25 protein-coding genes are annotated in these 25,522 nt (G+C 51.4%); 15 read left to right on the top strand and 10 right to left on the bottom strand.

Annotated elements, in window-relative coordinates:
• The first annotated feature begins 43 nt into the window (after nucleotides 1–43).
• From AB9R92_RS08665 to nagA, 5 genes are all read left to right on the top strand, one after another.
• On the top strand, nucleotides 44–1,045 hold the full coding sequence (locus AB9R92_RS08665; protein ID WP_370669063.1) for an LLM class flavin-dependent oxidoreductase: 1,002 nt from the start codon (nucleotides 44–46) through the stop codon (nucleotides 1,043–1,045).
• Nucleotides 1,046–1,218: 173 nt separating this feature from the next.
• Nucleotides 1,219–2,199, top strand: a complete 981-nt coding sequence (locus tag AB9R92_RS08660) for a TAXI family TRAP transporter solute-binding subunit (protein ID WP_370669062.1) — start codon at nucleotides 1,219–1,221, stop codon at nucleotides 2,197–2,199.
• A gap of 31 nt (nucleotides 2,200–2,230) precedes the next feature.
• Nucleotides 2,231–2,656, top strand: a complete 426-nt coding sequence (locus AB9R92_RS08655) for a DUF1850 domain-containing protein (RefSeq protein WP_370669061.1) — start codon at nucleotides 2,231–2,233, stop codon at nucleotides 2,654–2,656.
• A complete protein-coding gene (locus AB9R92_RS08650; RefSeq protein ID WP_370669060.1) occupies nucleotides 2,626–4,680 on the top strand; it encodes a TRAP transporter permease in 2,055 nt (684 codons plus the stop codon). The genes AB9R92_RS08655 and AB9R92_RS08650 overlap by 31 nt, the downstream gene beginning before the upstream one ends.
• An 832-nt stretch (nucleotides 4,681–5,512) precedes the next feature.
• Nucleotides 5,513–6,652 carry an N-acetylglucosamine-6-phosphate deacetylase gene (nagA, locus tag AB9R92_RS08645; protein ID WP_370669059.1) on the top strand — a complete coding sequence of 380 codons (1,140 nt, stop codon included), beginning with the start codon at nucleotides 5,513–5,515 and terminating at the stop codon, nucleotides 6,650–6,652.
• A 35-nt stretch (nucleotides 6,653–6,687) separates the two neighbouring features.
• On the opposite strand, the gene AB9R92_RS08640 is transcribed toward nagA, so the two are convergent.
• On the bottom strand, nucleotides 6,688–7,314 hold the full coding sequence (locus AB9R92_RS08640) for a YdhK family protein (protein ID WP_370669058.1): 627 nt from the start codon (nucleotides 7,312–7,314) through the stop codon (nucleotides 6,688–6,690).
• A gap of 163 nt (nucleotides 7,315–7,477) precedes the next feature.
• Between AB9R92_RS08640 and AB9R92_RS08635 the strand changes: the two genes are divergently transcribed.
• The gene (locus AB9R92_RS08635) at nucleotides 7,478–8,461 is read left to right on the top strand and encodes a F510_1955 family glycosylhydrolase (RefSeq protein WP_370669057.1); all 984 of its coding nucleotides are present in this window, start codon (nucleotides 7,478–7,480) and stop codon (nucleotides 8,459–8,461) included.
• A 78-nt stretch (nucleotides 8,462–8,539) separates the two neighbouring features.
• On the opposite strand, the gene AB9R92_RS08630 is transcribed toward AB9R92_RS08635, so the two are convergent.
• The 3 genes from AB9R92_RS08630 to AB9R92_RS08620 form a co-directional block, all read right to left on the bottom strand.
• Nucleotides 8,540–10,021 carry a phytoene desaturase family protein gene (locus AB9R92_RS08630; RefSeq protein WP_370669056.1) on the bottom strand — a complete coding sequence of 494 codons (1,482 nt, stop codon included), beginning with the start codon at nucleotides 10,019–10,021 and terminating at the stop codon, nucleotides 8,540–8,542.
• Nucleotides 10,022–10,080: 59 nt separating this feature from the next.
• The gene (locus AB9R92_RS08625) at nucleotides 10,081–10,410 is read right to left on the bottom strand and encodes a four-helix bundle copper-binding protein (RefSeq protein WP_370669055.1); all 330 of its coding nucleotides are present in this window, start codon (nucleotides 10,408–10,410) and stop codon (nucleotides 10,081–10,083) included.
• Nucleotides 10,411–10,498: 88 nt separating this feature from the next.
• Entirely contained in the window at nucleotides 10,499–10,720 is a 222-nt protein-coding gene (locus tag AB9R92_RS08620; protein ID WP_370669054.1) for an SHOCT domain-containing protein, read from the bottom strand.
• 143 nt (nucleotides 10,721–10,863) lie between these two features.
• On the opposite strand from AB9R92_RS08620, the gene AB9R92_RS08615 reads away from it, so the two are divergent.
• From AB9R92_RS08615 to AB9R92_RS08600, 4 genes are all read left to right on the top strand, one after another.
• Nucleotides 10,864–11,418, top strand: coding sequence for a GNAT family N-acetyltransferase (locus AB9R92_RS08615; protein WP_370669053.1), 555 nt, complete (start codon nucleotides 10,864–10,866; stop codon nucleotides 11,416–11,418).
• 360 nt (nucleotides 11,419–11,778) lie between these two features.
• Nucleotides 11,779–12,069, top strand: coding sequence for a DUF5316 family protein (locus AB9R92_RS08610; protein WP_370669052.1), 291 nt, complete (start codon nucleotides 11,779–11,781; stop codon nucleotides 12,067–12,069).
• Between the two features lie 18 nt (nucleotides 12,070–12,087).
• Nucleotides 12,088–12,846 carry a class I SAM-dependent methyltransferase gene (locus AB9R92_RS08605; protein WP_370669051.1) on the top strand — a complete coding sequence of 253 codons (759 nt, stop codon included), beginning with the start codon at nucleotides 12,088–12,090 and terminating at the stop codon, nucleotides 12,844–12,846.
• A gap of 196 nt (nucleotides 12,847–13,042) precedes the next feature.
• A complete protein-coding gene (locus AB9R92_RS08600) occupies nucleotides 13,043–13,540 on the top strand; it encodes a GerW family sporulation protein (RefSeq protein WP_370669050.1) in 498 nt (165 codons plus the stop codon).
• 68 nt (nucleotides 13,541–13,608) lie between these two features.
• On the opposite strand, the gene AB9R92_RS08595 is transcribed toward AB9R92_RS08600, so the two are convergent.
• The 3 genes from AB9R92_RS08595 to AB9R92_RS08585 form a co-directional block, all read right to left on the bottom strand.
• Nucleotides 13,609–14,364: a YibE/F family protein gene (locus tag AB9R92_RS08595; protein ID WP_370669049.1), complete on the bottom strand. Its 756-nt coding sequence runs from the start codon at nucleotides 14,362–14,364 to the stop codon at nucleotides 13,609–13,611.
• Nucleotides 14,361–15,491 (bottom strand): YibE/F family protein, encoded by a 1,131-nt coding sequence (locus AB9R92_RS08590; protein ID WP_370669048.1) that lies wholly within the window; start codon nucleotides 15,489–15,491, stop codon nucleotides 14,361–14,363. The genes AB9R92_RS08595 and AB9R92_RS08590 overlap by 4 nt, the downstream gene beginning before the upstream one ends.
• 90 nt (nucleotides 15,492–15,581) lie before the next feature.
• On the bottom strand, nucleotides 15,582–16,097 hold the full coding sequence (locus AB9R92_RS08585) for a helix-turn-helix domain-containing protein (RefSeq protein WP_370669047.1): 516 nt from the start codon (nucleotides 16,095–16,097) through the stop codon (nucleotides 15,582–15,584).
• 182 nt (nucleotides 16,098–16,279) lie between these two features.
• On the opposite strand from AB9R92_RS08585, the gene AB9R92_RS08580 reads away from it, so the two are divergent.
• Nucleotides 16,280–17,590, top strand: coding sequence for an MFS transporter (locus AB9R92_RS08580; RefSeq protein ID WP_370669046.1), 1,311 nt, complete (start codon nucleotides 16,280–16,282; stop codon nucleotides 17,588–17,590).
• Between the two features lie 26 nt (nucleotides 17,591–17,616).
• A complete protein-coding gene (locus AB9R92_RS08575) occupies nucleotides 17,617–18,600 on the top strand; it encodes an ornithine cyclodeaminase family protein (protein ID WP_370669045.1) in 984 nt (327 codons plus the stop codon).
• A gap of 161 nt (nucleotides 18,601–18,761) precedes the next feature.
• On the opposite strand, the gene AB9R92_RS08570 is transcribed toward AB9R92_RS08575, so the two are convergent.
• A complete protein-coding gene (locus AB9R92_RS08570) occupies nucleotides 18,762–19,118 on the bottom strand; it encodes a hypothetical protein (RefSeq protein ID WP_370669044.1) in 357 nt (118 codons plus the stop codon).
• Between the two features lie 403 nt (nucleotides 19,119–19,521).
• Here AB9R92_RS08570 and AB9R92_RS08565 point away from each other — a divergent pair, with 403 nt between their 5' ends.
• Nucleotides 19,522–20,538, top strand: a complete 1,017-nt coding sequence (locus AB9R92_RS08565) for a hypothetical protein (protein WP_370669043.1) — start codon at nucleotides 19,522–19,524, stop codon at nucleotides 20,536–20,538.
• A 133-nt stretch (nucleotides 20,539–20,671) separates the two neighbouring features.
• On the opposite strand, the gene AB9R92_RS08560 is transcribed toward AB9R92_RS08565, so the two are convergent.
• Nucleotides 20,672–21,523, bottom strand: coding sequence for an SDR family oxidoreductase (locus AB9R92_RS08560; RefSeq protein WP_370669042.1), 852 nt, complete (start codon nucleotides 21,521–21,523; stop codon nucleotides 20,672–20,674).
• Nucleotides 21,524–21,745: 222 nt separating this feature from the next.
• Here AB9R92_RS08560 and AB9R92_RS08555 point away from each other — a divergent pair, with 222 nt between their 5' ends.
• Together AB9R92_RS08555 and AB9R92_RS08550 are read left to right on the top strand one after the other, a co-directional pair.
• On the top strand, nucleotides 21,746–22,069 hold the full coding sequence (locus tag AB9R92_RS08555; protein WP_370669041.1) for a PadR family transcriptional regulator: 324 nt from the start codon (nucleotides 21,746–21,748) through the stop codon (nucleotides 22,067–22,069).
• The gene (locus AB9R92_RS08550) at nucleotides 22,056–22,655 is read left to right on the top strand and encodes a DUF2812 domain-containing protein (RefSeq protein WP_370669040.1); all 600 of its coding nucleotides are present in this window, start codon (nucleotides 22,056–22,058) and stop codon (nucleotides 22,653–22,655) included. The genes AB9R92_RS08555 and AB9R92_RS08550 overlap by 14 nt, the downstream gene beginning before the upstream one ends.
• Nucleotides 22,656–22,787: 132 nt before the next feature.
• Here AB9R92_RS08550 and AB9R92_RS08545 read toward each other — a convergent pair whose 3' ends face one another.
• Entirely contained in the window at nucleotides 22,788–25,184 is a 2,397-nt protein-coding gene (locus tag AB9R92_RS08545; RefSeq protein ID WP_370669039.1) for a sensor domain-containing protein, read from the bottom strand.
• Nucleotides 25,185–25,522 lie beyond the last annotated feature (338 nt).

Genomic DNA, 25,522 nt, shown 5'->3' with positions numbered 1-25,522 from the left:
AGTGGTATGATGAAGAGTAGAGAGTTAAAGGAGGTGCGGACGTATGACCGTCTTGAATATTTTGGATTACTCGCCGATTGATGAAGGCGAAACGGCGGCTTCTGCGCTTCGTTCGACAGCGGAACTGGCACAGCTTGCGGACCATTTGGGCTACAAGCGCTACTGGGTCGCGGAACACCATCAAGTGTTTTCGGTCGCGGGCAGTTCACCGGAAATGCTCATGATGCACCTCGCGACACTGACCCAACGCCTGCGTATCGGTTCTGGCGGCGTCATGCTGCCGCATTACAGCGCCTATAAAGTGGCGGAGAATTTCCGTTTGCTTGAAGCGCTGCACCCCAACCGAATCGATCTCGGCATCGGGCGGTCGCCAAGCTTTCGGCTCGTCAACCAAGCGCTCAATGAATCAAAAGGCAAGCGCGTTTCTTATGCCCAGCAGCTCATTGACCTGGAGAAATATTTCAGCGATGATGTGGACAGTGAACACCGCTTCCAGAAATTGAAAGCGACGCCGATCACAGAGACAGCGCCGGAACTGTGGCTGCTCGGTACCGGCGAAGGCTCGGCAAAACTCGCGGCTGAACGGGGCATGGCTTATGCTTACGCACATTTTGCCCGCCCTGAAAAAGCAGGAATCGATGCGATTGGACGCTACCGGGAAACGTTCGCCCCGTCCGGATTGCGTGAACAGCCGCATGTCGCCATCGCCGTTTTCGCCATTGTCGGCGAGACGGAACAACAAGCCGAACAACTCGCCAAGGCATTCGATTTATGGCTGTTGTTTGTCGAATCCGATTTCCAGCCGCCGTATTACCCGTCGGTCGAGACCGCTGAAAAGCGGCGCCTCAGCACAGCGGAACAAGAACGTGTCGAACGCAACCGGAGCCGCATGCTTGTTGGCACGGCTGATCAAGTCAAGCGGCAAATCGAAGACATCGCCGGCCAATTCGGGGCCGACGAGATCACCATCATTCCGAATATCGCCGGCCATCAAGCCCGCCTGGCCACCGTTCGTCTATTGGCTGAAGCATTTAATATGCAGTGAATGTCTTAAGAAATCCAATATAAGTCAGGATTTCTTAGTATTTACTGATAATGGGATAGTTTAGGTGAATAAGTATTCAGAAAACTTTATAAAAACTGAGAATATGCAATATTGCCTTTTATTTAAGGAAATTGTCCTTTATAATAGTGAAAAAGCTATTAGGAGGAGAACATATGAACAAATATAAATTAAGCGCTTTCACGGCTGTAGTCGCTGGCGCGATGACGCTTGCTGCATGCGGCGGCGGTGAAGAAGAAGGATCCGGCGGCGAGGGCGGAGGAGAAGGCCTTGACTCGAACATCGTGACGATTGCAACGGGCGGCGCATCCGGCCCTTACAATATCATCGGCTCCACACTTGCAGATGTGTACAGCAACGAGTACGGCGTCAACTCCCGGACCCAGACGACCGGCGCATCGGTTGAAAACGTTAACTTAATGAAGGAAGATAAAATCGAAATGGCGTTCACGATGAGCGATGTGGTCAGCCAGGCCGTTGAAGGAGAAGAAAGCTTCACGGAGCCGACAGACAAAATCAGCCAGATCGCGGCATTGTATCCGAACTACGTGCAGGTCGTGACAACAGCGGATTCCGGCATCGAAACTTTCGATGACCTTGTGGGCAAACGCATTGCCGTCGGTGACCAGAACTCCGGCGTCGAAGTCAATGCCCGCACACTTCTCGAAGGACATGGCATCACATATGACGATATCCAAGTCGATTACCTCGGCTATGCAGAAGCGGCTGACGGTTTGCGTGCAGGCCAATTGGACGCAGCATTCCTGACGAGCGGCTTGCCGAACGCATCACTTCTTGAGCTTTCTGAAACGCTCGATATTCGCATGGTGTCGATCGACCCTGCCGATGTAGAGGAAATTGCACAGGATAAGAGTTATTTCATCGCGCTTGATATCCCTGCAGATACGTATGGAAACGAAGAAGCGGTTCCGACTGCAGCGATCATGAACGCCTTGGTCGTCCGTTCGGATATGAGCGAAGACGATGTTTACAAATTGACGCAGACCTTCTTCGACAACCTGGAAACACTCGGGAATTCCCACCAGGCAGCAACCGACATTACGCTTGAAGAAGCGCAAGAAGGCCTAGTGGCGCCATTGCACCCAGGCGCTGAACGCTACTATAGTGAACAATAAAAAGCTTTTGGGGGGAGGGGCATTCATTGCGGTGCTCCTTTTTTTCCTGCTGATAAAACTGCCGGTCATTGCCTTTGAAACGGATGGCGAGCGGTTTTATTTGAAGGAAGAGGCGTTCGAATTGTCGTGGGTCCATTCGGTTGAAAAAGAAGAATGGCGCGAATACTACGAACGCAACGGGCAGACGCTGTTGTTGACGGAAACCCATTTCAAGACATTCGGGGCAGGGGTGCCGTCAGATGGCACGATTTTGCCGTCGGATGACGGATTCGTCCATATGCAGATCGACCGGGAATTCGAAGAACTGAATTTGACCGTTTCGGAAAATGCCCAGACATTGATCCGTGCAGGCGGCCGGGAAATCCCGCTGCATGCCTTAGCCGATGATTACGAAACATTCCGCATTTCGGTCGAGTATATTCATTTATGGAATTATGTAGGAGGGAAGACATTATGAACAAAGACAACCGGGATTTGGATATCGAGAGCGTGTCAGCGCATCCCGACGACAAATCCGTCAACCAGGAAGTGCTGGAGAAATACGATGTGGACGCCAAAGTCCGCAAATTGCGCAGCCGCAATATCGTCTTCGCCATCGCGGCGATTGCCATCGCTTATTCCCTTTATCACCTATGGGTGACATTCAATCCATTGCCTGCACTCCAGGCGCGCTCGATTCACGTCGCCGTCGGGATGGGGCTTGTGTTCCTGGTCTATCCTGCATTCAAAAAGCAGGACAAGACGCGCATCCCGTTCTATGACTGGATTTTATTCTTATTCAGCTTGGCGACCGCTGGGTATTTGATTTACGAATACGACGCCATCATGACGACGCGCGGCGGGATTCCGAATACGCTCGACATCATCATGGCCATCGCGACCGTCGTCCTGGTACTTGAGGCGGCGCGCCGCGTGACGGGAATCATCCTGCCGATCCTTGCGCTCGTGTTCCTCGTCTATCCGTTCATCAGCCACAATCTGTGGATGCCGGATATGCTCATGACACGCCCGTTTGACCTCGGCGATATTTTCGGCCAATTGTATTTAAAGACGGAAGGTTTGTACTCGACGGCGATTTCCGCCTCCTTGCAATTCATCTTCCTGTTCATCTTGTTTGGCGCGTTCCTCGCGAAATCAGGGATGGGCCAATTGTTCAATGACTTGGCGATGGCACTTGCCGGATCCAAGCAAGGCGGACCGGCGAAAGTCGCGGTCATCTCGTCCGGCTTCATGGGAAGCATCAACGGCTCCGCGATTGCAAACGTCGTCGGAACCGGCGCTTTTACGATCCCGTTAATGAAAAAAATCGGCTACAATAAAAACTTTGCAGGCGCCGTTGAAGCAAGTGCCTCAGTCGGCGGGCAGATCCTGCCGCCGATCATGGGGGCAAGTGCCTTCATCATGGCGGAAACGACAGGCATCGCCTACGGCACGATTGCACTCGCTGCACTCTTGCCGGCGGTCCTGTATTTCCTCGGGGTCATCATGCAAGTCCATTTCCGCGCCGGCAAAGACAGCTTGCGCGGCATCCCGAAAGCCGACTTGCCGCGCACCAAAGAAGTATTGAAAGAAAAAGGGCATCTGCTGTTGCCAATCGTGGGGCTTGTGTTCATGCTCTATACCGGCATGCCGATCGCTTATGCTGCGTTCTATACGATTGTCCTGACCGTTGTCGTCGCGGCGTTCCGCAAATCGACGCGCATGGGCGTTCGCGATATCCTCGAAGCGCTCGAAAACGGCGCGCGCCAATCGCTTTCCGTCATGATCGCCTGTGCGGTCGTCGGGATCATCATCGGCGTCGTCAGCCTGACGAGCTTCGGAACGGTCATGACGTCTGCCATCACGGCGTTCGGTGCAGGCTCCCTGTTCTGGACCTTGTTCCTGACCATGCTCGCATCGATCGTGCTTGGCATGGGCTTGCCGTCCATCCCGGCGTATATCATTACAGCGACGATGACAGCACCGGCGCTTGCTGAATTCGGCATCCCGGTTCTTGTCGCGCATTTGTTTGTGTTCTACTTCGGGATTTTCGCGAACATCACGCCTCCTGTTGCACTGGCCGCCTTTGCGGGGGCCGGGGTGTCGGGAGGGGATCCGATGCGCACCGGCTTCAATGCTTTGAAGCTCGCGATCGCCGGGTTCATCATTCCGTACCTGTTTGTCTATAACCCAGCGATGCTGATGATCGATACGACCGATGTGGCTGTCAACGCGACGGAATTCGCATTGCCGCCAATACTTGAAATACTCATGATCACGGTGACGGCGATCATCGGCATCATCGCACTCAGTGCTGCAGCAGAAGGCTATTTCCAGACACGCATGAATATCGTGACAAGAATTCTTCTCGGCGCCGGGGCATTGATGACGATCTTCCCGGAAACCTTGACGGATACGATCGGCTTAATCATCGTGCTCGGAATCTTCGCCCTCAATTACATGAATGCACGCAAGAAAAATCAGTCGCCAAAAACGGCCTGAAGAATGAAATGAAGCCGAAACCGCCAGGAATTTTCCTGGCGGTTTTTTGTGCTTTAATCGTATGTTTTACGAAGGGTTATCAAAGCTTTTAAAAAAATAAGTAAGTTGAATAGCTTTCGCTATTCAACTACGTTACAGGGGCTGCTTGGGGCCCGCAGGATGCGGGTCATGCAGCTGATGCGACAGGACGTCGCGTTTTCAGCTGCCCGGGTATGGGGAGGGGTGTTGAGCCAAGGTGGCAAAAAGCGCCACCTTTGTCTCGCCAGCTCGCTCGGTCCCCCAGGCGTCGCCCCCTTCCACTCCGTCTTTAGTTTTAGAGTGGTGAATAGTTTCTTCAATCCGTTCAATATGAAATGTGGAAATGCGTCATGTTATGTAGCTCATACATGTGGTTCGAAGAGAATGCGACTTTAATTCCTAATCTTCCAGCAAACTTCTCGGTTCAAGCACCTATTTGTCAGACGCTGTCCTCCTGGAAGCGATTACCCCTCTAGCCCTGCATAAAGAAGCAGATCCATTTAAACAAGCTGCATACAACGAAATCTCCAAGCCGTCCAGCGCCAAGGGTGAGCCGATGCCGTAAGACAGGCTTATGGCGAGAGGCCAACCCCAAGCAGGACGGCGAATACAAAGATGTCGCTCCATTGAAACCCCGAAACAATACGACACGAAAACCCTCGCTATCTCCAATATTTCCACAAGCCGCATTCGGTTCATTCATCAATAGACAAGACAACTAGCGCCATCCTGTATAATAGCCATAAAGACAGCAAGTAATATGTGGGAGCAGAAAACAAAGATGAGGATCATTTTCGTAGAAGGAGGTCTTGAAGTGGGCAAAGAGTTAGTATTCAAGGATGTGTTAGTAGTCAATGTGGATGGTGCAGAGCGGGCGGATGTGCTGGTCGCGGACGGGCGTATCCAACAGGTGGGTGCATCGATCGAAACGGGCACCAGAAAAATTGACGGTCGCGGAAAAATCTTGATGCCTGGATTTATCGATATCCATATACACGGAGCGAACGGGTTCGACGTGATGGACGCCGATGCTTCAGCACTTTCCGGGATGGCGCATGCTTTGCCGAAAGAAGGCGTGACGGCATTTGTTGCGACGACGATGACGCAAACCGAGAACCAAATCGCCCGTGCTGTCGAAACGGCCGGGAAGTATAGAAGCGCGAGCGGGGAAGCGCAATTGCTCGGGATTCATCTCGAAGGGCCATTTCTATCTCCGGAACAAGCCGGGGCGCAAAATCCTGAATATTTCCGGAAGCCCGATCTTGCTTTATTCGAACAGTGGCAAGCATTGAGCGGCGGCAATATCCGCATCGTGACTGTGGCGCCGGAGCTTGAAGGAGCGGAAGAATTTATCGAAGCGCTCGTTGAATCGGGGTGCATTGCCTCCATTGGGCATTCGGCCGCGACTTATGAACAAACGATTGCGTCGAAAGCGAATCACATGACCCATCTTTTCAATCAAATGTCGGCGTTTCATCACCGCGAACCGGGTGTGGTGGGTGCGGCCATGCTCGATGCGCGATTCTACGTTGAATTGATTGCGGATTTGATCCATAGCCATCCAGCGGCGGTAGAGCTGGCGTACCGGCAGATCGGTGCGGGGCGCTTGATCTTGATTACTGATGCGATGCGCGCCAAAGGCCTCGGTTATGGAAAGTATGATCTCGGCGGCCAGGCCGTTGTGGTCGATGAAACGGGCGCACGGATTCAAAATGGCCGGCTTGCCGGCAGTGTGCTGACGATGGATCGCGCCATCCGCAATGTTCGGGAATTGGCCAAATGCAGCTTGCCGGAACTGGTGCGGATGAGTTCGGCCAATGCCGCAACCGCGCTCGGCCTGTCGCGGAAAGGCAGGATTGCACCTGGGATGGATGCCGATCTCGTGCTGCTGACGGATGAGTTGGAAGTGGAATTGACTTTATGCCGGGGAAACATCGCTTTTTCGGCATACTAAAAACGCCTGGATGAAAAATCCAGGCGTTTTTTTGGTTACTCGGCTGTTAATTCGCTTTCCGTAACCCATTTATGGTTGACGACTTCTTCGCCAGTTTCGGTATTTTCGAAGTCGATCATGTAGACGGTCGTTTCTTCAGCGGCGTCGACTGCTGCGCTTGCGCCTTCCATGCCTTCCATATGGTCAGCGTCGAGGGTCACGGCATCGCCTTCAGCGTAAGGGGTTTCTGGTGCATCCTCAAGTTCTTCATGAATGACCCATTTATGGTTCTCGACAGCTGCCCCGCCGTCTGTCGGCGTGTAGCTGACGCTATAGGCAACGGTATCATAAGCGCCGGCGATGGTTGCTGTTGCACCATCCATCCCAGGCATGTGGTCTGCTTGAATCGTCGCCGTATCCCCGACGGCATAAGTCGGATTATCGGCTTCCATCAAATCATCCGGCACTTCGCCATCGCTCGAGTGGTCCATGCCCCCGTGGGCCTCGCTATCCTCGCGTTCTTCCGGGTCGTCGATCTCTTCGAGCACTTCGCCCGCTTCATTCGTCGTTTCGGATTGCTCTTCGGGGGCGGTTGAATTGTCCGTTTCCTCGCCTCCGCAAGCAGCAAGGGTCAGAGCTGCTGCGAGCGATGCGCTGCCCATCATGAGTTTTTTCCTGATCATGCAATTCCCTCATTTCCTGAAAATCTGGTTCTACTTGCCACATACCCGATACGCGGCGGAGTATGTATTTTGTGACAAAGATGCATCATTTTGAGCAATTAGTTGACCTTTCATTCGGTCCATGAAACTATAGAAACAGCACAAGAGAGAGGAAGATCGGGCGATGAAAAAGAACTGGTTATGGCCGGTGATGGCAGCTGGGCTATTCATTTCAGCTTGCGGCGCAGAAACGGGCCAACAGGAAACTGACGAGACAGAGGAAACCGCACCTGAATCAGCGGAAGAAACAGAAACAGCTTCGGCTGTGGACAGTGCGGCGATGGAGCTCGAAGTGCCGTTTGACGGCGTGATGGATCACGTCCACGGCATGGGGTATATTGAAGAAAATGGCGGCTTGTATTTCGCTTCGCATCACGGCTTGAAAGTGCAACGCAACGGAGCATGGACAGAAATAGAAGACCAGTACCATGATTTCATGGGCTTTAACGCGACAGCGACCGGTTTTGTGTCCTCAGGGCATCCTGATATGCAATCCGGCATGCAAAACCCAATCGGCATCAAACGCAGCGATGACGGAGGAGAAACATTCGAAGACCTCGGATTTGAAGGGGAAACGGATTTCCATGAAATGGCAGTCGGCTACAATACTAACAACCTGTTCGTCTTTAATCCGCAGCCGAATTCCGAAATGGACACCGGCTTCCACCGGAGCGACGATGCCGGGGAAAGCTGGCAGCAAACGGCAGCAGAGGGGCTGGACGGGAAAGTGACCTATCTTGCGATGCACCCAGACGATTCGATGATGATTGCAGCGGCATCGAACCAGGGCATCTTCTTGTCAGAAGACGGCGGCGAGAGCTTTACTCGCATCACAGAAGGCGAACTCGGAACCGCTGCATTCTTCAGTGAAGACGCGCTTTATTACGGCACGTACAGCGAAGACGCCAAACTGGTGAAACGCGGTCTGTCGGGTGAGGAGCAGGAAGTTTCCTTGCCGGAGATGACGGAAGATGGTGTTGTCTACATTGCGCAGCATCCAGGGAATCCGGAGCAGCTGGCCATTTATACCGCCAAAGGGCATGCATGGCAGACGCAGGATGCTGGTGAAAACTGGACACAGATCTTGAATGCGGGACAAGTACAGTAAACGGCGATTTAGTGATGTCACCGCAGAGCATATCGTAAATGACAAACACCCGCCCTCAAACCTGAGGGCGGGTGTTTTTTACGAGAGCAAGGCTTTTCCGGAAATCGAACGCGCACAGTGGATGCCGCTCGCTGCAACGCCGATCGTGCCGCCGCCCGGGAAGATGTGGTCGCCTGTCAAATACAGCCCCGGCAACCCGCTATGGTGCGAGATGGACTTGAACAATGCTGCGTCCAAAGTCTGCGCGAAGCCGCCCACATAGCCGTTCGGCCGTCCGGTATAATGCTGCCAGGCGAGCGGGGCGCCGCTTTCGAAATGAACGATCGCCGAGCGGAAGCCGGGGATGTGCTGTTCGATCAAGCCGAGCATGCGCTCCGTGAGTTCTGTACGCGTCGCTTCATACTCTTCCTGCGTCTGCCAATAGCCGGGCTTCGAGTGTGTCGAAATGGTCACCGTCTGGAAGCCTTCGGGCGCGCGCAGCTGGTCATCCATGCGTGATGCCGACATGAAGAAATGATGCCCTTCGTCCATGGCCGCGCCGCTCGAGAGCTGGCGGAACTCGGGAAGCGGCTCTGTGAGTTTGTCGGCGTCGATTGCCAAGTACAAAGTCAAAGTCGTCCAGGTTTCGGTTTCGATGCCTTCTTGCAGCGGGCGCTTCAACCTGCGGTGATGATCAGCCGGCAAGAGTTCCGTCAATAACTGGATCGGCGCATTGAAGACGACCGCATCCGCTTCGTATTGATTGCCGCGCTGGTCGACAGCGTGCCAGGTGCCGTCTTTGTGTTCGAGCGTCTGGACGGTGCGCGGTTTTTTCACTTGGCCGCCGTTTTCCTTGATGCTGTCCGCCATCAATTCCGCGAAACGATACAAGCCGCCCGGCACGTAATACGCACCTTCGTGGTAAATATCGAGCGCCACTGCCGCGAGCAGATACGAGACATCTTCCGTCGTCGTCTGCATGCTGTCGATCAACAGCCCATCGAGCACATGGCGGAACGCATCGAGTTCGTGGAGGCCATGTTTTTTCAATACTTGCCCGAGCGTCAGCTGGAATTTCGGCAGCAGCCGCAAATGAACCGGGCGCAAGGCTTTCATTAATGCCGACCATTCCTGCGTGTTGGCAGGCGGCAGCGCTGGCAGCGGCCCCATCAAGGTGCGGGTGATGCGCGCCGTCCGGTACAATTCCGCATAGAACGACAGAATCGCGGTTTTGTGCTCCGGAAAATGGGCCGCGAGTTCGCGGACATGCGTGCTGCGGCCTTTATGGAAAACGAAGGTGCCTGCCGGGTGGACCATTTCCATCACGCGCTCCAGCGGTTTGAGTTCCATCGGCTTTTCGAGGTGGCGGAAGACCCGTTCGTGAATGCCGCCGGGCTCGAGTCCCATGCCGAGTGTCGCGCCGACCGGAAATAAATACCGGTGGCGTTTGAATTTTCCGGCGCAGCCGCCGAGTTCTGCAGCGGCTTCGAGCACGGTCACCTGATAACCTTCTTTCGCCAGCAAGGATCCGGCCGTCAATCCGCCGATGCCGGCGCCGACGACCAATATGCGCTTCGTCATTTCATCTCCTCATTTCTCCCATGAAAAAACGCCCGGCAAATCAGCCGGACGCATGTCTCTTATGCCACTTGTCTGCATGCTTCTGCGCATTTCATGCACGCTTCCGCGCATTTTTGGCAATGGTCATGGTCATGTTGTTTGCATTCGTTTCCGCATGCTTCACAAATCTCCGCGCATACTTTTGCGAGCTGTGACACAAACGGCGAGTTGCGTTCGATCGCTTGTGCGAGATAGCTGCACATATCGGCGCATTCGCGGTCGAGCCGGATGCACTCGGCCATCATTTTTACATCGTCTTCCTTCAGGCAAGCATCGAAACAATGGTTGCACGCCACCATGCAGTCATGAAGCGTCTGGGAAAGTTCTGCGTGTTTTGCATGTTCTACCATTCCATAAAACCTCCTATTAGAATTATGGTCATTCGCTTATTCCTTGGATTTCCCGACTGGCAGGAAAGTAAACAAATAGCGGCGGGTGCTATCCGTTTTTGCGCAGTGTTGATTTTTGTTCAAGCTCCTTTATGCGCTTGCAAAATTCGTCTTCCGACAGCTCCCCGCGTGAAAAACGTTCTTTCAATAACTGCGCTTCGTGGTGGGGGGCTGGCAGTTGATGCGGCTTATGGCGAATGAAAAACAATACGAGGCACAGAATGAGGAGGACGACCACCAACGCGATGAGAACAAAAAAGAGCCAGAACATAAGCGTTCACTCCGTTCGCTTTCTTTTCTTTTAGTTTACGCCATTAGACTGAAAATTGCGTCTATTTAATTCGTAAAAAACATATCCGCGTCAGGTGCAGGATATGCTACGCTTATGGATAATTCAGAAAAGGGGGAAGCGGGATGTTTGTACATAAGATTGATAAGGACTTGGCGTTGAAATTGGTCGAGGCGCAAGACGCAGAGCGGATTTTTGAATTGACCGACCATTCCCGTGCGGCCTTGAGGGAATGGCTGCCATGGCTCGATCACACGAAAACCGTGGAGGATACGAAAAGTTTTATCCAGTCGGGCGCTGAAAGTTTCGCGCTCGGCAAAAGCTTGAACTGCGCGATCGTCTACCGCGGCGAACTGGCAGGAATCGCCGGCTTCAACGAAATCAATGAAGCGAAGCAAACCGCCTATATCGGCTATTGGCTCGACACCGAATACCAGGGGAACGGCATCATGACCAGGGTGGCGGGAGCACTGACGGATTATGCGCTAACCGAACGCGGGCTCAATAAAGTCGAAATCCGTGCAGCGGCCGGCAACGAGAAAAGCCGCAACATCCCGATCCGCCTCGGCTTTACAGAAGAAGGCATAATCCGCCAAGGAGAATGGCTATACGATCATTTCGTCGACAGTGTCGTCTACGGCATGCTGAAATCGGAATGGCCATCTGAAAAAGGCGAATGAAGTTCATGCTTCCTTTTTCAGAGTGTTGAAGAAGACTGTGATCCGCTATGAATCAAAAAGGGAATCACCTTTTCTGTATTTAAAAAACAATATTGTATCTGAGTATTTGGAGAAGCGTTTGCTCGACTCCAGTGGACTAGCGAGACGACCGAGACCCCACAGTGAACGTAGTGAGCGAGGAAGCTTGGGTGCGAGCCCACGGAGTCGTGCGATAAGCTTCGGAAAATACGGCTTATGACTTTCTCTACAACACAAAAAAACCACATGAAGTGTACACATCTTTTTTTGTGCAATGTTTCCCACAGCCTTCCTCATTTAGTAAAATAAGAAGGAAACTAGAAATACAGGAGGAATACTATTATGAAGCACTTTCTACTCGGCCTTCTCGTGTCAGGCCTTATCGCACTTATCGCTTTCCTGGCGGATGACTGGTCGCTATTGTTCCCGATCGCGGGCGCAGTCGCTGTCATCGCGCTTGTCTGGGCGGTCATTTCGTCCATCACGGCAGGCAAGCAAGTGAAATCTTCATTCAACACGAGCTCAGAGCGCCGCCGGGCACAGCAGGCGCGCAACGCCAAAGTGAAAAACCTGGTGCTGTTCGCCTTGCCGAACCTGGTGTTGGCGCTCTACGGATTGTTCATACTTTCTTAAACGAAAGAGGGGGATGTCATGCTTAGTTATTATAGTTCCTTGTCCGCAGAAGTGTATGACCTCGATAAGCCGATCGGCAAATCGTTTGGCGATGTCGAGTTCTACAGGGAGCGGCTAGCCGGCAATGAAGGGCGTATTTTAGAGCCCGCCACAGGGACCGGGCGCTTGCTCGTGCCGCTCCTGGAAGATGGCCTGCACATCGACGGCTTCGACAGTTCGCCGGAAATGCTCGATATTTGCCGCGCCCATTGCAAAGAACGCGGCTTGCATCCGAAACTATTCGAAGCGGATATGGAAACTTTCCGCATCGAGGTCGAATACGATGCCATCATTTTACCGGCGGGGACGTTCCAGCTGCTGGCGGGGCGCGAACAGGCGATCAAAGCCTTGAAGAATTTCCGCAAGCACTTGGCGCCGGGCGGCCGTTTGCTCGTCGATCTGTACGTTCCGCAAGGCTTCGAGATCGACCGGCCGAGAACACGGACCTGGCAGACGAAAGCCGGCGCGGTGATCACCCTCGAGAGCAAGACCGTCGAAGTCGATTGGATCAGGCAATGTTCCGTTTCGCATAACCGCTACGAGAAATGGCAAGACGGCAAGTTGATCCAGACCGAACTCGAACGTTTCCCGATGCGCTGGTACGGCGTCGAGGAATTCAAGCTTCTGCTCGGCAGCCAAGGTTTCGAGGACATCATCGTGTCGTCCAATTATGACTACGGGCAGTACCCGAAAAATGCTCAGCATGCCATCACCTTTGAAGCAATCGCACATATTTGAATGCAGACAGACGCCTGGAGAACATTCCAGGCGTTTTTTGTGTTCATTCAAATATAGTTCATCCACAAAATAATTAGAGGGTTAGTGCCGGACGGGGCGAATGTATATACTAACAATCCACCGGGCGGATCAACGCCGCTTGTTATTGCTGCTGCCTTGGCCATGAGAATTCATCGTCAAAAAAGGAGTGTAGAACATGGATGAAAAAGAAGTAATCCCGTTCCAATCGTCCCCAGTACGACCGATTTTCGAAAAGTTTTCGACCGCGCGCGATGTGTCGCTCGTCTATGGCGACCCGATCGAAATGCAGGGCAGGACCATCATTCCCGTCGCAAGAATCCGGTACAGCGTCGGAGCGGGTGCTGGCGGCGGCTATGAGCGTGAAGACAAAGATGCAGAATCGCCGGGCTTCGAGGAATTCGAAGGCGGCCACGGGGAAGGGGCAGGCGGTTCGTTCTCGGTCAAACCCGTCGGCATCTACGACGTGACCGCGGAAAAAACCGTCTACCGGCCGATTGTCCCGATTGAGCTGCTCGTCATGCTGCCGCTTATGATGACCGGTCTCGGGTTTCTGATGGCTGCGAGCCAAGACAAGGGCAAAAGGATCAAACAGAAAAACCGCATGCATGCCGGAAAACGCTGCGATAAGAAAGGAAAGGGCAAGAAGATGAAAGGTGTGGGATACAGCGGCTAAACAAGCACAAGACTCCCTTGGGCATCGGATGATGGCCAAGGGAGTTTTAAAAGTGGTGTGGATGGAGTTCATGTTTTCCGCGTCAGCAAATAGGCCGTGATCCAGGAGGCAATCGGGATGACGAGCGCAATCCCGATGCCGGCGCACAGGATGGTGATCATTTCGGCGGCGAAGATTTTCGAGTTGATGATATCGCCGAGCGAATAGGACAGGTCCTTGAACCAGATCAATAACGCCAGGTAACTGCCGAAAAAGGCGAAAAACAAGGTGTTGGTGCTCGTGCCGAGAAGGTCTCGGCCGATGGCGAATCCGGCATGGACCAGTTCGCTTCGGCTGAGGCCGGGATTGTGCAGGTGGACTTCGCGCATCGGCGAGCTGATCGAAATGGAAATGTCGGTGATCGCCCCGATCGTGCTGATGATGATGACCGCTGCCGCGAGTTCGACAAAACTGATACCGATGTAAAGCGAGAGCAAGCTGAGCTCGTCGATTTCCTCTTCGCCGAATCCATTGATCATCGTCAGGTCGGTCATGAACAGGATGAACACCAACAGCACAATCATCGTGGCGACCGTCGACAGGAAGGCGGCGATGGTTGTGGTGTTGATGCCGTTGATGAAGAATAAATTGATGCAGCTGATGAGGACGCAAGCGATGATCACCCAGAGAATCGGGTCGTTGCCAGGGTCGTTCATCATATAGACGGTAAACAGCAGCACGAGGAAATTGGCGAACAAGCTGAGAAATGAGACCGCCCCTTTTTTCCCGCCGATCATCACCATGGCCATGCACAGCATGAAAGCTAACAGTATCAGTACATTCATTGGGCAGCCCTCTTTATCTTAATGAAGAAAATGGACGTGTAGATGCCGATCGGGATGGTCAGCACAATGCCAAGACCGCCTGCAAGCGCACGGGCGATTTCCAGCGACAAAGTGATCGAGAACGCAAACGGCCAAGCGGCGCCATTCGATAAATACAACAGCAGCATCGGAATCGATCCGCTAATATAGACGAAAAATAAAATATTCGCCATCGTGCCCATGATGTCTTTGCCGATTTCGATGCCGGAGGTTTTCATCGCTTCGATGGAAATGTCCGGGTTTTTTTCATACAAGGTAAAAATTGAAGCAGACATCGTGATGCCGACATCCATTACCGCACCGAGCGAGCCGATGAACAGGCCGGCCATGAACACCACTTCGTAAGGCCGTGACAGGAACTGCATTTCCTCATAGTTCAAGCCGTTTCCGCCCGAAGTCCAAATCGCAAAGGAAGCGAGCAGCAGCGCGGCGAAAACGCCGGCAACCGTGGACAGGATCGCTGCATAAGTTTTTTCGTTGAAGCCGTTGACGAGCAGCAAAGACGTCACTGTGAACAATAAGACGCTGATACCGGCAATCATCAGCAAGCCGGCATTTTCCGTGCGGATGTAGATGTCCAAAGCGAAGGACAAGATTGCAGCGTTGAGCGCCAGGCTGACAATCGAGTAGAAGCCCTGCTTTCTTCCGATGACAAGCAGCACAAAAATGAAAACCCACGTAATCGCCAGCACATAATGATCCCGCTTCACATTATCGATTGTCCCGGACAACGCCGCATCATTTTCGCCCGCCCCGTCGATAAAGACGAACAGGTCTTGCCCGGTCCGGTACTCATGGTCGTTGGCGCCGGACAAGGAATATTCATTATCGAGTTCGATTGCCCGCCCCTTGTACTCGCCGTTCTGGATTACACCGAGCAGCTGTTGCGAAGACAAGACGTCTTCATTCCCATACATATCGGAAAGTTCCTCGGTGTCCTCGACAACCGCTTCGGTGATGGTGGCGATGGGCTGGCTGTAGAATGCGTGATTATGGTTGACGAAAAAGAGGGAGCCGATAAAACTGATCAGCAACACGGCATACATGGAAAACCGTATAGTAGATGTATTTTTGAATAATTGCTTCATGCAGCGATTCTCCCGTCCGGCCATCTGTCCTTCATGGCGATTGAGCTCTTTTACCACTGATTGTAACAGAAAATTTCCCAGGCATTTGGCTCAGCTTGTTTTCGATGAGACCAGCAAAAATTTCACTTCCCTGTCGGTCAAATTGAACCAATAATGCTTTTGGCTGGCATTGAACATCGTCGAGTCGCCAGGTGCGAGCGTCGAGCGTTCGCCCGCGACTTCGACGGTCAATTCCCCTTCGACGACGAACAGGAATTCATAGCCGCTATGGGCGAAGGGATTGCCTTCGCTGTCGCCAGGGTGCAAAGTGACGAGCACGGGGACGAAATTCGCTTCTTTTACGCCATGCGTCAAGTCTTTGTAATAAAAGCGCTCCAGGCGCGATGTCCAGTCACTGTCCTCTTGTTCAGCAAAAAAGATGCTTGGGTCGACGTGGAGCGCATCGGCGATTTTCCGCAGCGATTCCAGTGTAACGCTCGATTTGCCGCGCTCCACTTGGGATAGGAAACTGATCGAGACGCCGGTCTCTTGCGCCAATTGTTTCAATGTCAGCTTGCGTTCTTTGCGCAGCTTTTTCAAGGTCGTGCCGATGGATGGATCAGCCATAACAGATTCCTCACTTTTTCAACATGCTCCTTTTATCATACAGGAGGCTGGAGAACAGGGGCAAATGCCGCCGCAATTAATTTCAATATCTTATTGACAGAAAATTGATAGTTATCTAAACTATTCCCAGGGAGAAATTAAAGTGTCACTTCAATTTGTAAAATTCAAAGGGGGAAATCAGTTTGGATAAGAAAACAACACGCCGTGTCCTGACGGCGAGTCTTGTGGGGAGCTCGATCGAATGGTTCGATTATTTCCTGTACGGGACGATGGCTGCACTCGTCTTTAACCAATTATTTTTCGTCAATGATGATCCGACCGTCGGCTTGATGCTGGCGTATGCTTCATTTGCGTTAGCATTCTTCATCCGCCCGTTCGGCGGCATCATCTTCAGCCATATCGGCGACCGCATCGGCCGCAAGAAAACATTGGTCATCACGCTCAGCTTAATGGGCATCGCCACGTTCGGCATGGGCTTATTGCCGACCTACCAGGCAATCGGCATCTGGGCGCCGATCCTGTTGATCACACTGCGCCTCGTCCAGGGGCTTGGAATCGGCGGCGAATGGGGCGGCGCGCTGTTGCTTGCGACGGAATACGCACCGCCTGAAAAACGCGGCTTGTTCGGAAGCATCCCGCAAATGGGCGTCACCATCGGGCTCGTTCTCGGGACACTCGCTTTGTGGGTCATGACTTTGCTTCCAAACGACGCCTTCATGACATGGGGCTGGCGCGTGCCGTTCATCTTGAGCGCCTTGCTCGTCGTGTTCGGCTTGTGGATCCGCAAAGGCGTGGACGAAACGCCGGAATTCAAAGCGGTCCAGGCATCCGGGGAGATCCCGAAAGTGCCGATCGTCGAAACCTTGAAATACCATTGGCGTGAAGTGTTGATCGCCATCGGGGCAAAAGTCGTCGAAACGGCACCGTTCTATATTTTCGGAACGTTCATCGTTTCCTACGCCACGACCAATCTCGGTTTTTCCCGCACGGCAACACTCGGCGCGGTCATGGTCGCAACAGTCATTACGACCATCCTGATTCCGGTGATGGGCTCGCTATCTGACCGAGTCGGCCGCAAAAAATTGTATATTGCGGGAGCATCAGCGATGGCTCTGTTCGCGTTCCCGTATTTCTGGATGATCCACCAAGGCTCCGTCTTTATGCTTGTGCTGGCAACGATCATCGGCCTCGGCGTCATTTGGGCACCGATCACCGCCGTTCTTGGCACGATGTTCTCTGAAATCTTCGATGCCAAAGTGCGCTATACGGGCGTCACGCTCGGCTACCAAATCGGTGCAGCGCTTGCAGGCGGTACGGCACCTCTAGTTGCGACGGCGCTTCTGGCGCGCTTCGACAATTCGTATGTGCCGGTGGCCATCTACATCATTTTCACCGCTTTGATTTCACTCGTCTCCATCTGGGCAGTCAAAGACTTGAAACAACAACAAGCGGCGCATCCAGCCGCCACCATAGCAAAAGAGAGCCGCGCGTAAGCGGCTCTTTTTTTTAGGAGGTCCTCATGAAAATCATCAACGAACAGCAAATCCAACACAGCTATCTAATGAACGACGCTATCCAAGACGTCAGCGCATTGCTTCACGCCAAGCAGCAAGGAAAAATCGACAATCCGCACCGCACCGTCATCGATTTTCCGGAGCGGCAAGCGTCCGCTTTGTATATGCCGAGTGCCGATACACATGAAGAACTCGCGGGCGTCAAAGTGGTGACCATTTTCCCGGACAACCCGAAACAAGGCAAGCCGACGACGCAAGGGGTGATTTTATTGTCCGATGCGACAAACGGCGAGCACGTCGCGATGATGACGGCCTCGTATTTGACGCGGCTGCGCACGGGTGCGCTCAGTGCCATCGCGACCGATCATCTCGCACGTACGAATAGCCGCGTGCTCGCAGTCATCGGGACCGGCGCCATGGCGTTCGAGCAAGTGCTCGGCGTGCTGGAAGTGCGGGACATCGAAACGATTGTATTGTTTAACCGCACAGAAGAAAAAGCCGTGCGCTTTAAAGAACAATTGGAAGCGTTCGGCGTCCTGGCTGGAATCGAAATCGCAGCGAGCGCCAAACAAGCCGTCGAAGCAGCGGACATCATCGCCTGTGCGACGCGCTCGACCGAACCGGTATTTGACGGCAATGACTTGAAACCAGGCACACATATCAACGGCGTCGGCTCCTATTTGCCGCATATGCGCGAGATGGACGAAACGACCATTGCGCGGGCGGATAAAATTGTCGCAGACGATCTTGCCGGTGTCCGGGAAGAGGCAGGCGAGCTGATCCATGCCGCGAATTCCGGCCATTGGTCGTTCGACCGGCTCCATGCAGAACTGACCGAACTCTCATCGGGACAACATGCAGGACGCGAGACGGAAGAGGAGATCACGTTCTTCAAATGCGTCGGTGCGGCGTATTTCGACCTCGCCGTCGCAAAAGGCGTCTACCGGAAAGCGCAGCACGACCAGCTTGGCACCGATGTTGAGCTTTAAATTCAGACACAAAACTGCCCAGAGGCCAAGCCTCTGGGCAGTTTTTTGAATCGCATTGATTAAGGAATTTCATAGCACCTGCTCATTTGAAACACGGAACAGCCCAAACGCACGGATTGATAACTTTCTTGTGGTGGCAGTCTGGAATCTTTTGTCATCCATTATGCTTTGGTTGCAGGAACCGTAGTGAAAAGCCGGTTCGAGGCGAAAAACAACAGGACTGGAGGCAGCAAGGTGAATAAGGACAGCACACCTGCAAGCGAGAACAGCACAGCGGGCACGAAGCGGTTCAGCTTGATGGTCATTAAACCGCCAACACTCAATAACGCGGATGCGACGAGCAAATAGAAGGGATAAAAGAGCAATTGTTTTGCGCCTTCCACTACATCGGCGGCGAATATTTCCGAATTCAGCTGTGCTTCCGTACGCGTCATTTCCCGCTGTACTTTCGGGTCATTCTGGAACAGCTCTGTTAATCGGTTTTGGGCGATTTGGCTGTCATCAAGCGAGAACATCAAGAAGCCCGAAAATCCAGCGCATATCAGCAATAGCGCCAGAGAAACGATTGCCAGTTTGATGGGAGTGAATAAACGTTCGGTTGAGATGATGAGCCCTCCTTTAAAATGATCGAGTGTATAATCATTTCGATGGCGATTTGGGAATTCCTGCTATTTCATATGAAAAGTGGAAGGACAAAGAAAGGGGTTTTTAGGCATACTTTAAACTGAGCACTTGTCTGACTTTGAACAACACACATGATTTTCGAAAAAGATTAGTGAGACTAGATTTTAAATGTTATGTATCCATATATATTCATTTTTATATATTTTCTGGAAAAATATACACTTAAAAGCTTTTAGGACTTGGGAGAGGGGGTACGTGAATAACAAAGAGGCGTTATGAGTGAGGAATCTAAACAAAATGGCTGGAATGACTTTTGCCGCACTTCTGCTCGCAAGCTGCCAAGAAACTGAAGATCAACCACCGAGCACAGAGGATACAGATTCTCCAAGTGAAACTACACCGGATGAGGAAGAAACGGTAGAAGCAAAGGAAAATAACGAAGATAGCCAGGACAATGAGGATGAAGAAGCGTCCGATGAACCGGTCGATCAGGCAGATGACGATGCTTCAGATGATTTTGAAGAAACTCAGGCGAGCCCATCCTATTCTATCGAGACCCATGCCTATGTCACAGAAACCGGCTATCTTACAGCGTTCAACATTGAACGCGATGAAAATGAGGAAGGCACATTTGAAGAAATCTTAACGCAGTCCCTGATTGAAAATGACCCTTCCACACAAGAGATTCTGGGTTCTTTCGCTGAGCTGACTGTGGATAACCAAAAGCTTGATGTGAAATTTACGGAAGAGGGAAGTGCATTGTCGACAACTTCTGCGCAAACGAACTTTTTCTATAGCTCATTGTTTGGGATCAGTGATCTATATGGCATTGAAGAAATTGTGTTTACCAACCCCGAGGGCGAAGAGAATGTCACCGTAGCCCAGCGTTTAGTGGACGAGCCCATGATTGTTGAAGAAGAAAGAGGGATATCGCGCGGCTACTACACCATCTACGATAAAGAGTTGGAACAGACGAACTTCTTAGCAGGCGTAGAAGTCGAAGAGCAAGTGGCGGATGAGAACGGGGAGCCGTTGTCCTTCGCTGATACGATAAATGCGATGAAGGCAGCCGATCAGGAAGGAGCCACATACTCATCAGCCATTGTGGAGGGATTGGACGTGGTTGACGCTTCACTTGAAAACGATACGGCCACAGTTCGCTTCACTTCAGATGAAGAAATAGTCACAGACCCCGACCTGATCGTCTTTGAAAAAGCCTTGCAACTGGCAGCCCTTGACTTTGGCGTAGAGGAACTCCGTTTAATAAACGAAACTTTAGAAGAAAGCACCACCTACCCGTTTGCCGTGAAGTAAAGATGAATAGAGATGAAAAGGCTTGGAGGAATCCCTGCTTCTTGTTCGCTCTTACAAAAACAAAGACGAAGGCACTTTGAAGTCATTCAGCCAGGAAAAAAGCCCAGAGATCATGCCTCTGGGCTTTTTCATTTTATTCAGCTGGAGTGCCTGGTTCGATCTCGTACGATTTCTGGACGGTTTCGTTGCGCTCGCCCAGTCCTTCAGTGGTCGTTTTGCTCCACATGGCTTCCATGCGTTCTTTCACTTGCGGAATCATTTTTTCGGGGATGACGTTGCGGTATTGATCCGTTTCGCCGAGAATCACTTTTACCGACGGTTCGGTGACTTCTTTCGGATCGAATTGTTCGTAAGGGAAAGCGGCTTTCTCGTAGTCGAAGACCGTGTTTTCCGAATCGGACTGCCAGTTTTTCCACGTTTCAAACTCGCGGTCGTTGAAGCCGGTCAAATACGGCCCCGGGTTGATGGTCGCTACTTCCACATTGAATTCCTGCAGCTCTTTGCTCAAGGAATCCGCGAAGGCTTCCGTCGCGTGTTTTGTGCCGCAATAAGGCCCCATCAACGGATCTGCCATGAGTCCGGATACAGAAGAGACGAAGACGATGCGGCCGGAGCGTTTTTCGACCATTTGGCGCGCAAACCCTTTCGTCAAGAGGATCGGGCCGAATACATTGACCTCGAATTGGTGGCGCAGGTTTTCTTCCGGGATGTCGACAAGCGACCCGCCTTCAGACACTGCCGCATTGTTCACCAAGACATCAATGTCCCAGCCCCACGCTTTTTCGCGGTCTTTCGGGTTCGTGACGTCCAATTTCTCGATTTGCATCGATACGCCGCGTTCTTTCGCTTCCTGCTCCAAAGCAGAAACCTGTGAAATGATTTCAACACCCGCGATGACGGATTTGCCCTGTTCCGCCAAGCTGAACGCAATGTTTTTGCCGAATCCGGTGCCAGCGCCGGTAATTAGTATTTTTTCGTTTGCCATTCTAAATTCCTCCTCAGGTTGTTTGTTGCAGTCGTTTTTACTTATACTTCCATAGCATACCCGGGCTCCACTTTCTTAAACGAGTATGAATGGTGTTGCCCGGTACTGAAAGGTCTATAGTTTCTCGAAATTGCTTAGTGAATATCTTGATGTACAGTTAAACTATACAGTTTAGCTGTATATAATAAGACTATATAGTTCAACTGTATAGGAGATGACTGGATGAAAAGACACAAGCTGCTGCCCTTAACCGAAACGATGCATTATATCTTATTGGCAGTGAGAGAGCCTTTGCATGGATACGCCATTATGCAGAAGGTGGAACGAATGAGCGATGGGCAAGTGAGAATTGCGGCCGGAACCTTGTACGGGGCAATTGAAAACTTGTTGAAGGCAGGATGGATTGCGTTGCTGCCATCGGAAGATCCGCGGAGAAAGGTGTACCGGATTACCGAGGAAGGTTTGCAGATTTTAGAAGCGGAACAACAAAGGCTTCAGCATATTCTTTCACTTTACGAAGGGAGCGGGGATCATGAGGAAGTTTAGGGTGTTCATGGATATCGAAAAAGAAGAGAACTGGTTGAACGCCATGGCGGAAAAAGGCTGGTTGTGCACACGGGTCAGTTCTCTCGGCTATTATCATTTTGAAAAAAGAGCAGAATCAGATCACGTCATCCGCATCGATTACCAAAGCTTCAAGTCAAAAGAAGCGAAAGAGCGCTATATCGAGTTGTATGAAGATTATGGCTGGAAGTATTTAGGCGGCAGTTACTTGCATTATTGGCTCAAGCCGGCCGACGGGATGGACGAACTATTTTCAGACCGTTCTTCTGAGAAAGCTTATCTTAAGCGCTTGCTGTCGTATTACGGCACTTTAGGCTTTTCGATGGTGTTTATGACATTCTTGTTGTTTAACAATTCCGCTCAATACACCAGCTTGAAGCAAGCCTATTTCACACCCGGCTTATGGGATAAAGAGGGCAGTGATTTTGTCTTCGTTTTTCTTTTCGAGACGCCTTTTGCCTTGATGCGTTTCGGGATGCCATGGCTGTTTTTCGTCTTTGGCATCGCTTTTGTCATGATGTATTTGAAATTTCACAAGAAAATAAAAGAAGGGCAAGAACCGGGGTAGAACTATCGTAAAACCCAAGACCGGAACATTGCTCTTGAGGGATATGGCTGCTGTGAGAAGCATATAAATAAAAACCTGAAAGGACACCACTTGCCGGTGCTCTTTCAGGTTTTTCATCATGGTCTGCGTATATCAACGATAAATCAGATATTCGTTGCGATTGGATTCTTTCGCTTTATACAGCGCCATGTCGGCGCATTTGATCAATTGCTTCTCGGTATCGGCGTGATCGGGATAGATCGCGAGCCCGATTCCGATGCCAATGGGGATTTCAAAGCCATTGAACAGGAGTGGCGTTTCAAACGCTTCCAAAATCCGCTTTGCCGCCTCTTCAGCAAGCTCGATGGAATCGAGTTCAGGGAACACGACACCCAGCTCGTCGCCGCCTAGACGGGCCGGGGTATCGACCGGGCGGACGCAGGATGCGAGCCGCTGCGCCATTTCCTTGATGACAGCATCCCCTGCGTCGTGGCCGAACTGGTCATTGATTTTTTTGAATTTGCGCCCGTCGAGCATCAACACACCCACTTTCTTTTGGGAGGCATCGGCTTGCCGGATTGCTTGCTCTAATTTGTCATCAAACGTCCGGCGGTTCGGAATGCCCGATAAATGATCATAGAAAGCCATTCTCGCAATTTCGCTCTGCAGCTTCCGGCGCTCTGTGATGTCTCTGGCAATCGTGAACAATTGGACGACTTCGTCACCCGCGATAACAGGAGTAGGCGAAACTTCCATCCACACATAACGGCCGTCCTGATGGACAAAACGGACTTCGACAGTGACAGGTTCTTTGCCATTTATCAATGAGGTGACGCTGTCGATCAACCGGATGGCGTCGTCAGGATGAACATTTTCCGTATACGAACCGCCTATATGAACGTCTCCGGAATAGCCGAGGATCTTTTCGTGTGCGGGCGAGACGTATTCGATCGAGCCGGACAGATCGATCAAGGTAATGATGTCGAACGTACTTTCCGTGATGAGCCTGTATTTCTCTTGGCTTTTCTGCAGTTCGCGCTCCGCCTTTTTCAGGTCCGTCACGTTTTTGTAGATGATGTTCGAGCCGATGATTTGCTTGTTCGCATCCCTTACCAGCGAATAAGAGGAGATGATGTTCAAAGGCTCACCTGATTTGGTGATGCGCAGCGTATCGTGGGAATTGACCGTTTCTCCATTCAAGATCCTCTCCACAATTTGGTTTTGGTCGAATCTCATATCGGGCGGAATGATCGTCCCTTTTCCGGTAACCATTTCTTCTTCCGTAAAGCCGAACGTCTTTTCGAACGCGGGGTTCACTTTTAAAATATCTCCCTTGGCGTCAATGGAAAAAATGGGGTCAATCGAGTTTTCCCAGAAGATTTCAAGCATTTCAATCGTCTCGTTCAAGGTTTTCTGCGCGCAATTGGCTTCTGTCACATCCGTGATGATGCTGTGTATGCCTGTTAGCTTCCCGTCCACGATAATGGGAATATTGATGGCTTGGAGATCGATCAGCTGCCCATCTTTATGGCGGAACACCAATTCGAAGCGCTTGGATTTTTGGTGATGGATCGTTTTATAGAAATGGCGCCGTACTTTTTCGGTATCAGCAGGGAGGACGAGTTGTTCTAATGCTGCATCCTGCAATTCCTGGAGCGTGTAGCCGGTAATGGTTTCTGTTGCGGCAGTGATGCTTTCCAGTTTTCCTGTCTGGTCGAAAGTGAACAAGCCGTGAGGGTGGTTGTCGAACAGCGACTTATAGCGCTGCACATCATGTTGCAGGCGCTGCTCCGTTTGTTTCTGTTCGGCGATGATTTTGGCAAGGGCATAGAAGCCCGTCACGCTATGATCGATCACGATAGGCGTCAAGTTCGTCAGCACAACAACGGGCTCTTCGCCGCTCTCGATGGCCATCTCAAACTCAACGGCCCTTCCACTGAGCACTTGATCGATATGGGATTGGGCTTGTTCGCGAAAGCGTCCATCCACCAACGACAAGAACGAATGCCCGAGCAGTTGCGCTTCTGATTGTTGCGTCACGCGACTAGCCGCTTTGTTAGCTCGGACAATCACTTGTTGCATGTCCACTTCAAACAGTGCATCGGCGTTATGGCTGAACAAGGAATCAAGCTTATGGAGTTCCATGTTCGCGGGAAAGAGTTCGCTGGAATTTGACGTCATCTCTTTGACGGTCGCTAAAACATAATGGCATTGCCCGTCTTCAGTCACTAGCGGCTGCAAGGTCGTTTCTCCCGTGTATTCCCCGGCCGGGAGCTTTAGCGTATCGATAAACGCTAAGGAGTGTTGGCTCGATTGCGCCGAATGGAGATATTGGAGAGCTTTGCGGCTTTGCTCCGGCAATAGCAATTCTTCAATCCGGCTGCCGATCAGTTCTTGGCCAGGCAGCAAAGCCAGCGCCGGGGGATTGGCGTATATAGTCCGAAATGAACCCCGATCGTCTTCGAACAAAAAGACCGGGTCTTGGACCAAGTCGAAAAGAGCTGTCGAACCCATTATGTCCTGTCCCATTTTTCGAGAAAAGTACGTCATCACAACCAAGCTCCTTTGATAAAGAAAGATAAGCTTTCCATCCACACTGCCTGTCATGGAAGAAGTTCATTTAAAACGATAGTAATCTCTATGTACCATTATTTTACTTTAATTAAACAAAGTAAGATAGTCGAATTGTTACATTTGTATAAAATAATAGGAATTTTATTACATATTAATACTATAAATTAACTTTTTTGATCTTAATAATCTTGATCCCAAAAAAATGCAAGAAGCAGCCATGAAAAGTCCCATCTGTACAAATACTGCAAAGGAAAGTTCCTGGAGCTTTTTGATTCTTTATATTTTGAGTTAACATGGTTTTCAAAAAAAAAAAA

The organism is Planococcus sp. SSTMD024, assembly GCF_041320495.1.
GTDB lineage: Bacteria > Bacillota > Bacilli > Bacillales_A > Planococcaceae > Planococcus.
The sequence above is the reverse complement of the archived record's forward strand: the minus strand, read 5'-3'. Positions and strand labels throughout refer to the sequence as shown.

What these genes read in the sequence shown, in the direction of transcription:
- AB9R92_RS08665 (WP_370669063.1), top strand. Translation starts at nt 44, where the DNA reads ATGACCGTCTTGAATATTTTGGATTACTCGCCGATTGATGAAGGCGAA.
- AB9R92_RS08660 (WP_370669062.1), top strand. Translation starts at nt 1,219, where the DNA reads ATGAACAAATATAAATTAAGCGCTTTCACGGCTGTAGTCGCTGGCGCG.
- AB9R92_RS08650 (WP_370669060.1), top strand. Translation starts at nt 2,626, where the DNA reads ATGGAATTATGTAGGAGGGAAGACATTATGAACAAAGACAACCGGGAT.
- AB9R92_RS08640 (WP_370669058.1), bottom strand. Translation starts at nt 7,314, where the DNA reads ATGATCAGGAAAAAACTCATGATGGGCAGCGCATCGCTCGCAGCAGCT.
- AB9R92_RS08635 (WP_370669057.1), top strand. Translation starts at nt 7,478, where the DNA reads ATGAAAAAGAACTGGTTATGGCCGGTGATGGCAGCTGGGCTATTCATT.
- AB9R92_RS08630 (WP_370669056.1), bottom strand. Translation starts at nt 10,021, where the DNA reads ATGACGAAGCGCATATTGGTCGTCGGCGCCGGCATCGGCGGATTGACG.
- AB9R92_RS08625 (WP_370669055.1), bottom strand. Translation starts at nt 10,410, where the DNA reads ATGGTAGAACATGCAAAACACGCAGAACTTTCCCAGACGCTTCATGAC.
- AB9R92_RS08620 (WP_370669054.1), bottom strand. Translation starts at nt 10,720, where the DNA reads ATGTTCTGGCTCTTTTTTGTTCTCATCGCGTTGGTGGTCGTCCTCCTC.
- AB9R92_RS08615 (WP_370669053.1), top strand. Translation starts at nt 10,864, where the DNA reads ATGTTTGTACATAAGATTGATAAGGACTTGGCGTTGAAATTGGTCGAG.
- AB9R92_RS08610 (WP_370669052.1), top strand. Translation starts at nt 11,779, where the DNA reads ATGAAGCACTTTCTACTCGGCCTTCTCGTGTCAGGCCTTATCGCACTT.
- AB9R92_RS08605 (WP_370669051.1), top strand. Translation starts at nt 12,088, where the DNA reads ATGCTTAGTTATTATAGTTCCTTGTCCGCAGAAGTGTATGACCTCGAT.
- AB9R92_RS08600 (WP_370669050.1), top strand. Translation starts at nt 13,043, where the DNA reads ATGGATGAAAAAGAAGTAATCCCGTTCCAATCGTCCCCAGTACGACCG.
- AB9R92_RS08595 (WP_370669049.1), bottom strand. Translation starts at nt 14,364, where the DNA reads ATGAATGTACTGATACTGTTAGCTTTCATGCTGTGCATGGCCATGGTG.
- AB9R92_RS08590 (WP_370669048.1), bottom strand. Translation starts at nt 15,491, where the DNA reads ATGAAGCAATTATTCAAAAATACATCTACTATACGGTTTTCCATGTAT.
- AB9R92_RS08585 (WP_370669047.1), bottom strand. Translation starts at nt 16,097, where the DNA reads ATGGCTGATCCATCCATCGGCACGACCTTGAAAAAGCTGCGCAAAGAA.
- AB9R92_RS08575 (WP_370669045.1), top strand. Translation starts at nt 17,617, where the DNA reads ATGAAAATCATCAACGAACAGCAAATCCAACACAGCTATCTAATGAAC.
- AB9R92_RS08565 (WP_370669043.1), top strand. Translation starts at nt 19,522, where the DNA reads ATGGCTGGAATGACTTTTGCCGCACTTCTGCTCGCAAGCTGCCAAGAA.
- AB9R92_RS08560 (WP_370669042.1), bottom strand. Translation starts at nt 21,523, where the DNA reads ATGGCAAACGAAAAAATACTAATTACCGGCGCTGGCACCGGATTCGGC.
- AB9R92_RS08555 (WP_370669041.1), top strand. Translation starts at nt 21,746, where the DNA reads ATGAAAAGACACAAGCTGCTGCCCTTAACCGAAACGATGCATTATATC.
- AB9R92_RS08550 (WP_370669040.1), top strand. Translation starts at nt 22,056, where the DNA reads ATGAGGAAGTTTAGGGTGTTCATGGATATCGAAAAAGAAGAGAACTGG.
- AB9R92_RS08545 (WP_370669039.1), bottom strand. Translation starts at nt 25,184, where the DNA reads ATGACGTACTTTTCTCGAAAAATGGGACAGGACATAATGGGTTCGACA.